Origin of the sequence: Salegentibacter sp. BDJ18, from assembly GCF_017579965.1 — a bacterium.
Taxonomy (GTDB): Bacteria; Bacteroidota; Bacteroidia; order Flavobacteriales; family Flavobacteriaceae; genus Salegentibacter.
In genome coordinates, this window is record NZ_JAFLQX010000003.1 from 411,692 (window position 1) to 427,600 (window position 15,909).

The 15,909-nt window shown below is 37.2% G+C and carries 8 protein-coding genes; 3 read left to right on the forward strand and 5 right to left on the reverse strand.

Annotated elements, in window-relative coordinates; all coding sequences use genetic code 11:
- Window positions 1-186: 186 nt before the first annotated feature.
- Complete coding sequence (locus J0871_RS04330; protein ID WP_208223711.1) at window positions 187-1,392, reverse strand: primase-helicase family protein; 1,206 nt, start codon at window positions 1,390-1,392, stop codon at window positions 187-189.
- A 647-nt stretch (window positions 1,393-2,039) separates the two neighbouring features.
- On the opposite strand from J0871_RS04330, the gene J0871_RS04335 reads away from it, so the two are divergent.
- Both J0871_RS04335 and J0871_RS04340 read left to right on the forward strand, forming a co-directional pair.
- The gene (locus J0871_RS04335; protein ID WP_208223713.1) at window positions 2,040-5,177 is read left to right on the forward strand and encodes a TonB-dependent receptor; all 3,138 of its coding nucleotides are present in this window, start codon (window positions 2,040-2,042) and stop codon (window positions 5,175-5,177) included.
- Between the two features lie 10 nt (window positions 5,178-5,187).
- Window positions 5,188-6,720 (forward strand): RagB/SusD family nutrient uptake outer membrane protein, encoded by a 1,533-nt coding sequence (locus J0871_RS04340; RefSeq protein WP_208223715.1) that lies wholly within the window; start codon window positions 5,188-5,190, stop codon window positions 6,718-6,720.
- 443 nt (window positions 6,721-7,163) lie between these two features.
- Here the strand turns inward: J0871_RS04340 and J0871_RS04345 are convergent, their stop codons facing one another.
- The 4 genes from J0871_RS04345 to J0871_RS04360 are packed head-to-tail and all read right to left on the reverse strand — an operon-like array spanning window position 7,164 to window position 14,228.
- The gene (locus J0871_RS04345) at window positions 7,164-8,741 is read right to left on the reverse strand and encodes a glycoside hydrolase family 43 protein (protein WP_208223717.1); all 1,578 of its coding nucleotides are present in this window, start codon (window positions 8,739-8,741) and stop codon (window positions 7,164-7,166) included.
- A 33-nt stretch (window positions 8,742-8,774) separates the two neighbouring features.
- Window positions 8,775-10,706, reverse strand: coding sequence for a hypothetical protein (locus tag J0871_RS04350; protein ID WP_208223719.1), 1,932 nt, complete (start codon window positions 10,704-10,706; stop codon window positions 8,775-8,777).
- 34 nt (window positions 10,707-10,740) lie between these two features.
- Complete coding sequence (locus tag J0871_RS04355; protein ID WP_208223720.1) at window positions 10,741-11,730, reverse strand: glycosyl hydrolase; 990 nt, start codon at window positions 11,728-11,730, stop codon at window positions 10,741-10,743.
- A gap of 17 nt (window positions 11,731-11,747) precedes the next feature.
- Window positions 11,748-14,228, reverse strand: a complete 2,481-nt coding sequence (locus tag J0871_RS04360) for a glycoside hydrolase family 9 protein (RefSeq protein WP_208223722.1) — start codon at window positions 14,226-14,228, stop codon at window positions 11,748-11,750.
- Between the two features lie 159 nt (window positions 14,229-14,387).
- Here J0871_RS04360 and J0871_RS04365 point away from each other — a divergent pair, with 159 nt between their 5' ends.
- On the forward strand, window positions 14,388-15,761 hold the full coding sequence (locus tag J0871_RS04365) for an AGE family epimerase/isomerase (RefSeq protein WP_208223724.1): 1,374 nt from the start codon (window positions 14,388-14,390) through the stop codon (window positions 15,759-15,761).
- Window positions 15,762-15,909 lie beyond the last annotated feature (148 nt).

A 15,909-nucleotide genomic window follows, 5' to 3' on the forward strand; every position in this document is an offset into this window, starting at 1 on the left:
TCACTGAGCTAATAGTATTCTGTCATCAATCATCAAAAAATAGAAGTATTAAAAACCTTTTTCTTTCAAAAGCAGCTTCGATTTTGATGAAACGATGACAGCAGTCCGAACCCCCAGCAAACACTAGCTATTGCCTGTCATCATTTTCTCATCAATTCATCGTTTTTCGCTGAAATTCGCTTTTGGCTATGTTGATTGCTCTGGAAAATTTTCGACCAGAAACATTTTATTTACAGTAAAATAGCGTCCCTTGGCACCTGTAAGGTTAGTGCTGCCATCTCCCCAGATGATAAACCTTTGGTATTTATTCGAATTAGGCTGGCTTGAGAGTTTCCAGTCCTTTTTTAGGATTTTCCGGATTTGGGTAAGATCGGTGCGAAGCCTGGTTTTACTGATCGCATTTAGAATATCCATCGGACAAAAGTCAATTGTTTCCAGGTCGTGGTTTTCCATCACCATCATTAGAATATTGGCCAGTTCTTTTTCGATCCGGTTTTTATTATGCTGGACCAGTTTGCGCAAAGCCGGGGTTTCAATTTGACTGGCACTAAACCACATCCTGGTTTGATGAGTAGAATGAAGTTTTCGATGCTTCAGATAATAAAGGAAGGCCGGAATTTCTTCAGTAAGTATTTCTAAATATGAAGTCTGTTCTTTTTTGATCCCAGGAACTTTTAGCACCCAGAACCGGGTTTCGTGATGGTCTATCTTGATAAAATTCTCTTCATTGTTACTGCATAGCACAAACTTTCCAAAAAATTCTACTTCCCGTTTATCTTTCCCTTTAGCTTCTAGCTTATTAATATTGGTGGTACTCAAATATTTGATCCGTTCGGTGAGCTCCTCTTTATTGAATAGGACTTCATCGATACATATCAGGAGTTTATTTGCCCAATCAGAATTAAACTGGCTGGTAAAATTATCATTGGTAAGATAGGTAAGGTTGTTTTCGAATATTTTCTTCAACCATTTCAAAAAAGTACTTTTTCCTGTAGAGCGGTCCCTGGAGACCAGGCACAGAATAGGTAGGATCTGCGTTGGCTTAATAAATAGGAGCTGCAGGTAATCCAGGCCCAGTTCATAGTGATCGCCAAAGATATGCCGGACAAATTCCAGTGATATCGGACATTCTCCATCAAGTAGCTTATGACTAAGTGGGGCATAGGTGTTATAGAAATTAAAGTGGGAATATTTAAAGTTGATATGATCAGGGATACAGGTAAATCCATCGTATTTAGGGATCCCGGCGAGATAAGTTTTTCCGTGATCCTGCCTAATGGTTTCAATATTCCAGGAAACAAGGGATTCATTAACCTGGCCGGAAATACTAGGTGTTTTTACCAGTTTGTAATATTGAGTTCCCACTCTGATATAAGAACCTTGCCGATCCATTTTCCTGTTTTTTAAAAAATTATTTATATCAGTGACAAATAGCTACTTAAAATTAATTAAAACTGACAATAATTGAATAAAAAATATAAAAAATTTATTTTGATTGCGAATAGTGCAATTTCATATAGGTTAATTTTAAACCTAACGGTAAGAGCTATCATTTGTGGTCAAATGACATATCTCATAGAAATTTCTTAAACTGTTAATTTCTATGAAAAAAATTGAAATTTGGAGAATTTCTGCAGATTTTGAGAAGAAGACATGATATTTATTCCAATATTGGTAATACGATTTCACTACATTTTACAAACGGTTTTATAAAATCTTTTCATTTCCAATTTAAAGCATCCATCATTCTAGATTTTAATAGAAGAAAACTCGAGTAATAAAATTATGTCTTGAAATGATAAATAAGTGTTTGTAATTCGAACCCGTTGAACATATCAAGGTTGTATGATATATGGAATTGTATTGCAGACCGTCCATAACATTATCAGGTTTTGTTTCAATATTTCTTTTCTGTTTGATAAAAATTATCAATTCTTAAATTATTTGATTAGAAATTGATAAAATAATATTAACTAAAGCATATTAAGTGCTCTAATTTTGGCTTTGATTTTAGAAATAATAAGATAAAAAGTGAAATTATGAGTAAATTCAAGGGTCTTCTTGGGTTATTATTGATGTTGTGTACACAGATTGTAATGGCTCAAACTAAAACTATTACTGGTACGGTCACCGATAATAATGGTATGCCATTGCCAAGTGTATCAATTTTGATTCAAGGAACCACTACGGGGGTAACTACAGATTTTGATGGCAACTATAGTATTGATAATGTCAATTCTAATGATAAATTGGTTTTTTCTTATGTTGGAATGCAGGAAAAAGTAGTTGAAGTAAATGAGCAAACTACCATTAATGTTGTTCTTGAAAATGATGCCAATGGCTTGGAAGAAGTTGTATTAGTAGCTTACGGGAGTTCCACCCAAAGAGATTTAACAGGAGCTGTGGGTTCCGTATCAAGTGAAGATATTGAAAAGTTTCCTGCTACCTCTGTTAGTCAGGCACTTCAAGGTAAAGCTGCAGGTGTTCAAATAACTCAAAATTCAGGAGGGCCAGGAGCTGGGCTCTCGGTAAATATTAGAGGTGTAGGTTCTTTTGGAAATAACGATCCATTATATGTTGTGGATGGTTTCCCTACCCAGGATATTTCATTCTTAAATCCTAATGATATAAAGTCCATGTCGATATTAAAGGATGCTTCGGCTGCCGCAATATATGGAGTTAGGGCAAATGCCGGGGTTGTTATTATTGAAACCAAAAAAGGTCTTAGGGATAGAGTTACGGTTAGTATCGATTCCTGGGCCGGGTTTCAGCTGGAGCCGGAGCAAATTGGTATGTTAGACGTTAATCAATTTACCGAATTTGCACTCGAAATTGCCGAAAATCAAGATAAGCAAGTTTTGGATGAATGGAGAAATCCGGGAGACTTGCGTAATATTAATTGGCAGGATTATGCTTTTGATACAGGTTTTAGGCAAGGTCATAATATTAGTATTCGGGGTGGAGGTGAAAAAGCTAGAGCTGCTCTGAGTGTCGGAATGGTGGATGAAGAAGGCGTTATTTTAACCTCCTCTTATAAACGCTACAATATTGGGTTAAATGCTGATTATGATATTCTGGATAATTTAACCGCCAGAGCAGATATGAAATATGCTTATTCTGAGAGTTATCAGAATTTATCTCAGGGTTATTATGGATTTACAAAGCTGTTTACAAACGTTCCGTATCTTGATGACCGAACAGGTACTAACCAACCTTATGACGGGAATGGTAATTATGGCGCTTTTCCTGATACTGGTTTACTTTCAACCACAAATAATGTTTTGGCTAGTGCCTTGCAAAACGACAATGATAATGGTGCCAATAATCTTTTAGGTAATCTTGCTTTGGAATATACCTTCCTTGATGGATTCAAGGCCACGGGTAAATTTGGTTTTCAATCTCAGAATTATGCTGGATGGTCTTTCCTCCCAAGATATAATCGTGGTAATTCTAATGCTGATAATAATCCTTCAGCAACCTATACTATAAACCAAAGCACCTTTAATGAATATCTCGCTGAAGGTTTATTAGAATACAAAAAGACATTTGAAGACCATAGAGTGGAAGTCTTGCTTGGAGTTTCTGCACAAAAGAATAAGTTTAAGAATGTTTATGTAGAATCAAGAGGGTTTTTAAGTGATGATATTCGAGATCTTGCTGCTGCCGAAGAAGTAACTAATAGATCTGGTACTTGGGGAACGGCTACTTTTGCAAGTACCTTCGGCAGAGTCAACTATACTTTTAAAGATAGATACACCCTTACGGCAACCTTGCGTAGGGATGGGGTAGGAAATAAATTTTCAGAAAATAATTTATATGGAACATTTCCCTCTTTAGCGGCTGGATGGAATATAGATGAAGAAGCATTTATGGAGAACTCTACTTTTGACTTATTAAAATTAAGAGGAAGTTGGGGTGAAACAGGAAATAGCCAAGGGATTGAGCCTTTCCAGTTCTTTACTTCTTATACCGGTGGTCCCACCAATGATAATAATGGATATGTTTTTGGTGGACAACCCGTTTCCGGGTTGGCTCCTGCCTCTTTGGGAAATCCTAATTTAGGTTGGGAATCTCAAGTTCAAACGAATGTAGGTATTGATGCTGAATTATTTAATAGACAGCTTTATTTTACTGTGGATTATTTTCATAAGTCTGCAGAGGACTTTTTGCTAAGGGAAACAACACCACCGCAAACAGGATTTACTTCAAGAACTGTAAACGCCGGAAATGTTGAAAATAGAGGTCTTGAATTACTCGTAGGATATCGCAAGAATCAAGGAGATTTTCAATTTGATCTATCTGCGAATTTCACAAAAATTGAAAATGAAATTACAGCACTAACAAGAAACCAAGATTTTTTGATTTTTGAGACCAACTTTGTTCCAAATTTTGTGGACAATTGGTTAGGTTTCACCCGCTCTTATGTCGGTGGTAATGTAGGTACCTTTTATGGATATAGGGCAAACGGAATTTTTCAAACACAAGCAGAAATTGATGAATTAAACGCTGAAGCACCAGATGGTACTTATCAAGAATCCACCGGGGCAAATCCTATCGCTCCCGGAGATAGGCGTTTTGTAGATTTAAATAATGATGGAGAAATAACGGCGGCAGACCGCGAAGTTATCGGGAGCCCTTTTCCAGATTTTTATGGAGGTGTAAATTTCAATGGCTCTTATAAAAATTTCGAACTTGGAATAGCCCTTTATGGTTCTTATGGAAATGACATTTTAAACTTTACCAGAGTGGAGCAAGAAACTGCCGGAGGTTATGGTATAAACAGTGCTTACACCAACGTAAGTCAGGAGTATTATGAAAATAGGTGGACCCCGGAAAACCCATCTAATACTTACGCTAGAGCGGTGGTAGAGGATGTGAACCAGAATAACCGGGTTTCTGATCATTTTGTCGAAGATGGTTCTTTTTTAAGACTAAGAAACATCCAACTCGCCTATAACCTATCGCCTGATGTCATAGAAAACATAGGTCTCACAAATGCTAAGATATACGTTAGTGGGCAGAATTTACTCACGTTAACCGGCTATAGCGGGATGGATCCTGAAATAGGTAGTGTGACTGATATTGATGGTAACGGAGGGGTTCAATCAAGAGGAGTAGATTTTGGCGCATATCCATCTCCTCAGACTTTCACAGTAGGTGTTAATTTACAATTCTAAAATTAAAAGTATGAATTTAAAAAAGCTAAAAATAACCAGTATTTGTCTTTTTCTAACAATGTTAGGTTGTTCTGATGATTATTTAATTGATCAGCAATATGACGGAGTAACTGATGAAATAGTATTTAATGATCCCGAAACCGCATCAGCGGTCGTCACAAGTGTTTATGATACCTTTCAAGGTGGGCCGGTAGAATATTTAACAAAGGCGGTATTTTATCCGGCTAATTTCTTAACTCAGGATTTTAAGAATATAGGCTCTGATGCATTTTTCCAAACCTTTCAAATTCCTGTAACCTTTGTGCCATTTAATAATATGTGGACTCAGAATTATATTGGTATTGGTAGAGCAAATAATGCTATTTACAATATAAATTTAATGGTTGAGGAAGGAGATATTGATGCTGAATATGGTAATAGATTAATTTCAGAATCAAGAGCTTTAAGAGGTGTGCTATATTCTATTATGGCGTCTAATTTTGGAGGTGTACCAATTGTAACCCAAACAGCTGAACGGATAGAAAACCCTGAAGCTCCTCGAAATACACAGGAAGAAGTTTTTCGTCAGGTGATTGAGGATATGGAGATGGCAGCAGAATATTTGCCCTGGGAATATCCTGAATCAGAAACTGGTCGGATTACTAAGGGAGCGGCTTATGCCTATATGGGGAGTGCATATATGTGGCTTGGAGAATATCAGAATGCAATTGAAGCCTTCGAAATGTTAGAAGGACATTATACGCTTGAGGACGACTTTCTTGCTATTCATGCAAATGATAATCAAAATAATAACGAATCAATTTTTGAAGTTCAGCTATATGACGAATCTGGTGATCTAGGTTGGGGACGTGACGATAATAAAACGTTTATTCAATCTTTTACGATGCCTAATGAAATTGGAAATGGTGGGGGATACGCAGTTCCAACTGAAGCTTTATACAATTCCTTTGAAGATGGGGACGAAAGAAGGCCTGCTACTCTCATTGGACCTGGGGAGGAACATCCAGATCCCATTATAGATATTGCTATGTATGAAAATATACAGCAAAATTTTGGAGGTATCAATACCTTAGGTACAGAAGAAGATCCTTGGACGGGTATTGACGGCCTTCCGGGGAGAGAAGGGTATTATGCAGTCAAATTATGGAGAAATCCTATTGTAGACGGTTGGTCAGGACCTAATATTTTTGGAGGTCAAAACTTAATATTTTTGAGATACGGGGAAGTGCTTTTAAGCCTTGCTGAGTCTTACCATAAAATAGGCAACGATTCAAAATCTATGGAATATTTAATGAGAGTTCGAAACCGAGCTGGATTGGAACAACCACCCCAGGGTGAACTTATGAATTCAATACTTGAAGAGTATAGGCACGAATTAGCCGGTGAATTTTCACTCTGGTGGGTTCTAAGACGCTCTGGTGACCATATTGAGTATATTCAAGATCGTTTTGATATTGCCATTCCAGAGGGAAAAGATTTAATGCCCATTCCGCAACAACAAATTGACATAAATCCAAATTTATCTCAAAACCCAGGATATTAATTAAACCATTAAGTTAAATTCAGGGTAAAGGCTCCAGCTAAACTGGAGCCTTTTTTATGCATATGATCATAAAGTGACGTTAACCGTAAGGTACTAGTCTTAAATTAATAATTAGAACCAAATAGCTACGGGGTCCATTTATGGTTGACCATAGAAGGTACTGATGCTAAGAATAGAAAATGAATAAATACATTGCATTTCAACCTCGTTCTTACCCATTGTTTAAAGATAGAAAAGAGGGGAGAGTAGAACTGGTTTTTTTGCCAGGTTTCATAGCCGTGTTCGGCTTTATTACTTTTCGGAAGCATTGGGAAAAGTTATATTTAACTTGAGAAATCAGTAATAATTACTGATTTATTCTTATGATTATAAAAATTGTAGAATCAAAATGGAGAATTAGTCTAATTATAGAGACAATAGGTCATATTCAGTATTTTTTTGATTTACTCTTCGGAAGAAGAATAATCAAATTCATAAAATTTCCCAAATCCTTTAGATTTATGCTCATCAGAGACTGCAAACATCCCTAGCATTATACCTGTAAATCCCCCTGCAGTTTCAGAGCTTAAGTATCTTACATCCATTTTATCAATAAAATTATATTCTTTTCCATCAAGAGAATATGAAAAATCATAATAATCATTGCTACCTCCAACATTTAGGTAAATAACTTCTTCGTTAGAAAGCTCAGTTATAACTTTTTCATGATTTAATTCTCCCAAAATATAGCGTAGCACTAGCTGTTGTTTAGAATTATTTTTTTGTCTAAGAAAAAGGTCGTAGTGTGATTTATGATCCATAAAAACTGTTATTCCTGCTTCATCTTTTTTCCTTGCATCTAATAAATTCAACTTTACAATAGAAGTGAAATTAATGTGTTCCTGGCGTCGTGCAATTAAAGTTGGTGAACCCTTATCGTTTAAAGAAACGGGAGATACTTTTAGGTTTATAGATCCTTCCTCATCGTTGATACTATAATTATTCATAATAGGGTTTCTAATGTAATTCCATTTATGCCCGAGTTCTTTTTTAGTGAAATTTGCTGGCTCCTTTGAATCTTCAAATGGTTGTAATGCTAAAGTTGGAACGTTCATATCAAGGCTAACTGTTCCACTTTTATTAATTACCGGCCAGTTGTCATTATTCCAAGATACCGGAGCTAAAAAAGTTTCCCTACCTAGCATATGGTGGTTCCCTGATTGAGGTCTGAAGCCCAGAAAAACTACCCACCAACTTCCGTCCTCTGCCTGAACAAAATCGCCGTGTCCGGTCCCCTGAATTGGACTTGTTTGGGTTTCTACACCGATATGGGTTAAAATTGGATTTTTAGGATTAGGTTCATATGGTCCTTCAATATTTCTGCTGCGGGCTATGGTTACTGTATGTCCATATTCTGTACCTCCTTCCGATAATAAAAGGAAATACCAATCGTCCTTTTTATAGATATGAGGGGCTTCAGGATATCTTCCTCCGGTACCACTCCAAATTGGTATAGGTTCTGAAAGTTGCTCACCTGTTTTAGGATCTATTTCAGAGAGGTATATTTGATTATCTGGATTTACGGTAAGATAGCATTTTCCCCCCTCGAAAAAGAGGGATGGGTCTATTCCCTTTTGTTCTAGCCATATTGGTTCTGACCATTCACCTTTTGGGTCTTCAGTATAAACTAAAAAATTACCTTTATGGGAAACATTTGTAGAGACCATATAGAAGACACCCTTATGGTAACGGATGGTTGGAGCATATATACCTTCTGAGATCCCTGCATTTTGTAAATTAAGCTGTGATTCCCTTGTTAAACAATGACCTATTTGCTCCCAGTTTACTAAATCTTTACTATGAAAAATTGGTACCCCTGGAAAATAGGCGAAACTACTATTTACCAAATAAAAATCATCCCCGACTTTACAAACACTGGGATCTGGATGAAACCCCTCAATAATGGGATTTTTAAAGCCCTGTGCGTTGCAAAGGACTATCGCAAAATGGAAGTAAAGAAGAAAAGGAAGTAGTCTGCTCATAGGTATGTGAAATCTTTAAACTTTTAGATATAATTACTCAGTTACCAAACTTGTAAATCCTGCTCCCTGTAATTGCAATGTAATCGAACCATTTCGCACCGATAATGTTTCCATTAATTCGTTTGATTTTTCTTTGTTAGTAAGGAACACCTTCATTTTGCTCACTTCTTTAGGTAAACCTGTTATTGTTACTTTTCGGGTAGCACCTTTATTTACCAGGTGAATAGCATAAATGCCTTTTTCTTTATCACCGTATGCAGCAGCAGTTATAGCATCATTGCTAGTGGTGATGGGAAGTGCGTAAAGGCCTTTTGGCGTATTACCTAATTGCTGAAGATTAAAAAATCTTTGAGTTGGATGTAATTCTTCTTCAGTATTCCCGAAAATACCACCGCCCGACATCGGTGAATAATCGGCGGTAAGCTGCCATTGTAGTATTGTTAAAGGTTGGGCTTTGTTTAATATCTTTAAATAGACATCAATTTCATCTAAAGCATAGGTAGGTTCTTCCAAAATTTGAGGATAACGCCATGCTCCAGCATCTATGCTCCCTTCCCCAATAAAGAGTGGCTTATCTACACGGTTTGAAATATCATACCATCTTAGAAGGTTCTCATCCGTCCATCCACGCCAGGAATGAAATGAAACCCCACCAATATAAGGTCGGCTTTGAGGATCGGTAGAAGCCTTGGTTGTAAAATCCCAGCCATTGGCATCAGCAGTGTCTCCCAGTAAAAATTCAGTTTTCAGTCCATTTTCCCGAAAATAGGCTCCCAATTCTTTAATCATTTCATTGTGATCTTCCTCTGTTTGGCGAACATCAATGCCTAAATCGGCTTCATTAAAAGAGAACATAACCGTCTCTACACCATATTCTTGCTTAAGATATTTAATATAGGAAGTAAGAGAATTATAAATTTTCTCCTTTTTTTGAAGGTTGAGCAAATTACCCCGATTTCCATTCATATCTAATCCGCTTGAAGGTTCTCCGATTATTGCCCAACGGGGAGCAAACCAGGCAGCGAGAATTACTGGGATTCCTTTTTTAGCCAGGCGTTGCGCCATTTCCATAGCAGCTTCTACCTTTGGATCAAGGTTACCTTTTCTGGCTTCTTCAATAGGATCTTTACTTGAATCAGGATGCCATTCTCTCCAGGGCATTTCAACTCGTGACCAGGCAACTCTAAGATTTTTCAGGCTATAGTCGATTACCTGAGGATCTGTCTCAGGGTTTTGCAACCTGAAATTACCACCAATTCCATCGAATTTCTTCCCTTCCTGTTGAGGGAAAACTTTTAGTTCTACAATTGAATTATCAATTTCTCCAGTAGCTTTAATGCTAAAGGTATTGCTGTAGTTTTTCTTTGGCGAAATTTCACCCGAGGCAATCTCAAAATTTAACTGATAAAAACCTTCTGAATTTTTTCTGATTATAACCTTAGTTTGATGTTTAAAATCAATTACAAATTCTCTTGAAGGAACACTTACCACTAAACCTTCGGCTGGTGCATTATATAAACCATCCAAATTTCCAGAAAGATCATTACTTGAAAGTGATGATGGAGTTATAAAGTCAAATTGAGTTTCCTTTCCAAACTCTTCAGGCAATTCTATTCGAAAAAACGCCCCATTGAGATATAGAGAATCGGGAGAACTGAACTCAACTTTTATATTAGCTTTTCCTTCTTCAACATCGCTAATGGTTTGTTTCCAGTTGATGCTATCCATTTGATAGCTGAATGTTTTGATACCCTGATTCCTTTTAAAATCTATATCTTGGCCTTCTTTTCTGGTAATCCAAGCATTATCCCAATTAGATTTCATTAAAACAAGGCTGGAATTAAATTCCATTAATTGATTGTCGACCCTGATGCCTGTCATATTTCCCCAGGTTGTAAATTCGGCCTGTGCAAGAATAGAAGGCGCCCCAATTAATATAAATAAGATGGTAAATAGATTTTTCATTTTTTCATTTGAATTTTTGAATTGCTGTTTGATTTTATTTCCTTTTATCTGTTTCTCTTGAAATAGTCTTTTCGAAATTATAAATAGCTTTTACTTTTTCTTCTGAGTTTGCGGTCTGTAACCAATTTGACCATACCATAAACCAACTCCATTGCGGTTGAGCTTCCAGTATATTTGGTTTAGGTAATTGACCCACTTCGCCAAGAGCAATTGGCTTCCCGTCTGCAAGTTTTAAAAGCTCTCTATAATCTTTTTGCTCATAATCAAAGTGATAAATATCAGTGGCAAGGATGTCAACATATTCATGACCAGGATAAAATTCCTGATATTCAAAAGCCTCGTCTTGTGGTATATCCCTTGGACCATTAGCATTCCACACCCAGATAAGATTATTTAGGTTGTGGTGATTCGTATAACGTTCGTACATTAGTTTCCATAATTTTTGATAACCTTCGGGACCTCTTTTATTTCCCCACCAAAACCATACACCATTCATTTCATGGTATGGTCTCCACAAAACCGGAACATTAGCTTCCTTAAGTTTCTTTAGATGGTCTGCAACATTATCAATTTGATCCAACCACTTTTCGTGAAGTGTAGTGCCTGGAGTTACTAACTCTTCCCAATCGGCATCGCTAATCTCGTTTTGTACACTATTAGCCCAGCCATATGGAGGAGTATCCTGAGGTCTTCCTACATGCCACATTAGTGTTATTATAGCTCCTTCCCGGTGTTTTTTGATAGCCGCCTCTACAATCCTTTCTCCTGGATCGTTTTCTCCGTTCCAGTAAAAATCAGTTCCCCAAACCGCAGGGAATTTTCCGGTAATGGCTTCAACGTGATTATAAAACTTATCAGGTTCCTCATTATAGCTGTGCTGTCCGGATAGTATATTATCGTCTAAAGAATATATATAATGCAATAATTCCTTAGCTTCCTGGGTGGCATTTTTGTTCACCGGTGCTTTTTGGCTAAATACATTGCTAAAAAAGATAAGACTGATAAGCGTAACAGCGAATTTCATGTAATTTATTTTTTAGTTTATTTATTCAATAGCTTGTCTGCCGCCAGTACTAAGAATAGGTAATCTGTAGTACCTCCTCCCAAAACATATTCGGTTTGTTGCCAAAGGAATGGCCATTCTAAAAGTTCAGGAAAATCGGGACGAATTAATGCTGTTCCCGAGCCAATTCCGCCAGGAGTAAAAGAGAAATCGCCCCGGTTCATTCCATAAGCCTGGGTTAAGGAGCGAGAACCAACCCCTGATGCGAAAGAAGACGTATTTACACCGGGATGCGTCCCTAAAACAAAATTGAGTGCGTTTAGCATATATTTCTTCGGAAAGATTTCAGGAAAAGCGGTATGTAAGAAATACTGTTTCATCCCAAAATTCTGAATTCCCCATCCTGCACCCCAAATATCGGGTTCATAAGGCATTCCGTATGGAGTTTGCGCTCCTAATTTCTCTACTTCCTGGTAATAGTCTTTGACGGAAGCTTTTATAGTATTTCTGAAATTTTCATCTTGAATTTTATTAAAAATTGGGGCCAGAACCCAGCCAGTTTGCGCAATATTTTCAGCAAAAATTTTAGTATTTTCTTTTATAAAGTATTCATACTTCGCTTCAGCAGTACTTCTAAAAAGTTCTACACTTAAACTGAGTTTGTGGACGGGATTATCTGAAGTGGTAGTTTCCCAGGTTTTTATAGCAATTTCCAGGGCATCTTCAGCAAGTTCAGGATTAAAATCTTTTAGAGACCTGTAAGTGGCAGCCAGGGCCGCTGCACTTTGTAATTCCCTATGCGGGTTGTCTTCGGTAAACACCCAGCGATCATCTGGCGCGCCATCCTGGCCTAACGGAATTTCTTTTGAAGTACTGGTTTCTTTATAAATCTCTCCATCAGAGTGGTTTACCGGGTCTCCCAACAAAACATATTGATCTAAAGTAGGCACAATCACCCCACGATAAAAACGGCCCAAAGATTTATAGCCATTTACAATATGTATGGTGCCGTGTTCTATTTGCTGAAGAAAATCGGGCTTTCCATCGGGTTGTAAAATATCTACGGTTTTGGATTTTTGGTTTATGGTGGTATTATCATAATCTTCCTGAAAAATCTCATAAATATGGGAAAGTCCGTGGATGGTAGAAGCCTGGGATTCTATTCTAAGATCGTAATCTCCGGCATCGTGCCAACCACCGGCATCAAGTCCCGGTACGTGTTCGCCAGGTTCAAAATTGGTAAGGGTTTCATGGCCTTGCAGGTAACCGTCAAAATGATTGGTATCTACCGGTGCCATCCTGGCATCGTCCAAATGGCAGCGCCCGTGCCAGATTTTATAGCGATCATTTACCAACATATGGCACATTTGCACCGGTAAGAAATACTCTAAAGTAGGTTGCCATATACCACGCTTATAGACATTTTCGTTAATTTGAAAAGCTTCAGTGATATAATCACCATATTGTATCACATACATTCCGGGATCTTTGATATTGGAAAAATCCAGCTGATAATATTTATATCTAAGAAACTCACCCCATATTGAAGGATCTTCTGAAATTACCTCGGTTAGACCACCTTCATTATTTAACCTTAACAATTTCGCCTCTTTCAGGTTAGTATCATTTTTATCGGTTTCTATTACGGCAATTTTTTCCTGAGCGGGGTGATAACCAACCTGGGAAATTTGAACTACGGGATCGTATGTATAATCTTCCAGGGTGTTTGGAGTAATAAGCCATTCAATAGCATTTTTGGTGGTTCCTGAAGGTACTAGTGACCTAACCACAAACCAGCCATTGCTATGCTGTGCACGGCCATCTATTAACTCTAAATTATTTTCTTTTAGGGTTTCAATTTTTAAAGTTTGCCTGGGTGTTCCAGGAGCAATAACGAGTTTTTTTCCCGTGGCCATAGGTGCTATTTGGTATTCACCTTCATCATCATAAGATCCCGGACCGTTTGCCTGCCGGTTAAAAAGACCAAATTCGTTGTCCATATAGTAGGATTTTCCAAAAAGATAACCAGGAAAGAATTCGATATTCATACCTACTTTGCCGATCCATTCTTGGGGCAAAGCTTCATCAAGATCGACTACAATCTTAAAGGATTTTCCCTGAGGAATAATTTTTAGATTATAAGAAAACTCCAGGTCGGGATATTCAATAGGATTAAATCCTTTTCTATTTTTGGCTTCATCGGGATAAGCCATTTTTACGCTAATTATATTTTTTTCTCTGTCCACGACCCGTTCTCCAACTTTTGGTACCGGTTGCCATTGCCCGGGAGTGGGTTCCAGACGTAAATCTCCGTTGGTGGCGACTCTAATTCCATTTTGAATAATTCCAACCCCGCCCTGATGGCTTTCAGGATAAAAATCGTGCGCAAGCATCACATTTAATCCGCGCATTTCAAGGTATTCCTCATCGTTAATCCTTAAACTTTCGCCCTGGTTTTGTGCAATACAAACTTTCGTTAAAAAGCAACACATTAGAAAGGTGTATGTTTTCAATTTCATTCTTATAAGATTTAGCTATAAAACTATGGAGATAGGTTAATAAGGATTTATACTATTTTATCAATTCATTATATGAATTTTTCAAAAGTGAATAAGGCAATGGTTTTCTTTTATCTTTAAATTATCAAAAATGAAATTTAACGATATTAAAAGTTAACAATGAAAAAAATTATCCTATTAGTGAGTTGTTTTAGTCTTTTGTATGCCTGCAATTCAAATAAGTCGAAAAAAGATAATAATGAAGTAGAAACAGAAAATTCAAACCAGGCATTAATTGCTGAATTTGAAACTGCTGCAGATAAAGATTTATTAAAAAAATGGTATCCATTGGTAATAGATAAAGAAGACGGGGGGTATTACAGTCAGGTAACGCACGATTTTAAACTAGGTGAAGAGCATAATAAAATGGTTGTTACTCAGGCGCGCCATATTTGGACAAACGCTAAAGCTTCAAAACGAAATCAAGAAGATTCTTCTTATCTAAAGAATGCGGCCCATGGTTTTGAGTTTATGAGAGATATAATGTGGGATGAAGAAAATGGCGGGTTTCATAACCTAGTGAATAAAAGCGGAGAGCCTATTATTAAAAAAGGAGAAGCTAAAACCGCCTACGGAAATTCCTTTGCCATTTACGGTCTGGCAGCATACTATGACGCTTCTGGAAATGAAGAAGCACTTGATTTAGCGAAGAAAACCTTTAGGTGGCTTGAAGAACATAGTCATGATAAGAAATTCAAAGGGTATTTTCAGCATTTAGAAATGAATGGTACACCAGTTATAAGAACTGCCGAAATGGCTTCGACATCAGATATTGGTTATAAAGATCAGAACAGTTCCATTCATTTATTGGAAGCATTTACTGAATTGTACAGGGTGTGGCCTAATGATCTTGTGGGTGAGCGTTTAGAAGAATTACTTTTGATCATTCGGGATACTATCGTGAATGACGATGATTACATGAACCTATTTTTTGAGCGGGACTGGACTCCAGTATCCTTTAAAGAAAACTCTAAAGAAGAAATTAAGAAGCATTACTATTTAGATCACATTTCTCCGGGTCACGATGTGGAAACTGCTTTTTTAATGTTAGATGCTTCTGAAGCTTTAGGACTGAAAAATGATAGCCTTACCTTGCAAACCGCGAAAAAAATGGTTGATCATAGTTTAGAAACCGGTTGGGATAAAGAAGTAGGTGGCTTTTATGATGGCGGTTATTATTTTGAAGGCGAAGATGAAATTACTACTGTGCATGATAAAAAGAATTGGTGGGCACAGGCAGAAGGCTTAAACACTTTATTGATTATGGCTGAAAAATTTCCTGAAGACGAGACTAATTATCGCAAATATTTTAACGAATTGTGGAGCTATACTAAAACATATATGATGGACCAGGAGCAAGGAGGCTGGTATGAATGGGGAATAGATAAAACCCCAGATGCCAAAACGGCAAAAAAAGGTCATATTTGGAAAGCAACGTACCATAATTACAGAGCTTTAAGTCACGTGGCGGATAGGTTGAGGGAAATGAGATAAATTACCTAGACTATCTCATAAGCTGTGTAAATAGAAAAATAACAGGGGGCGCCGTCCCTGTTATTCTTTGTATAATTTTAAATGTTACACAGTTTGAATAAAGAAGATTTATTCAGTGTTGAATTTTTGAAGTAGTTCAAAAAAGTGG

Excerpts from the sequence above, each read along its gene's own strand:
- J0871_RS04330 (WP_208223711.1), bottom strand. The coding sequence starts at position 1,392 with ATGGATCGGCAAGGTTCTTATATCAGAGTGGGAACTCAATATTACAAA.
- J0871_RS04335 (WP_208223713.1), top strand. The coding sequence starts at position 2,040 with ATGAGTAAATTCAAGGGTCTTCTTGGGTTATTATTGATGTTGTGTACA.
- J0871_RS04340 (WP_208223715.1), top strand. The coding sequence starts at position 5,188 with ATGAATTTAAAAAAGCTAAAAATAACCAGTATTTGTCTTTTTCTAACA.
- J0871_RS04345 (WP_208223717.1), bottom strand. The coding sequence starts at position 8,741 with ATGAGCAGACTACTTCCTTTTCTTCTTTACTTCCATTTTGCGATAGTC.
- J0871_RS04350 (WP_208223719.1), bottom strand. The coding sequence starts at position 10,706 with ATGAAAAATCTATTTACCATCTTATTTATATTAATTGGGGCGCCTTCT.
- J0871_RS04355 (WP_208223720.1), bottom strand. The coding sequence starts at position 11,730 with ATGAAATTCGCTGTTACGCTTATCAGTCTTATCTTTTTTAGCAATGTA.
- J0871_RS04360 (WP_208223722.1), bottom strand. The coding sequence starts at position 14,228 with ATGAAATTGAAAACATACACCTTTCTAATGTGTTGCTTTTTAACGAAA.
- J0871_RS04365 (WP_208223724.1), top strand. The coding sequence starts at position 14,388 with ATGAAAAAAATTATCCTATTAGTGAGTTGTTTTAGTCTTTTGTATGCC.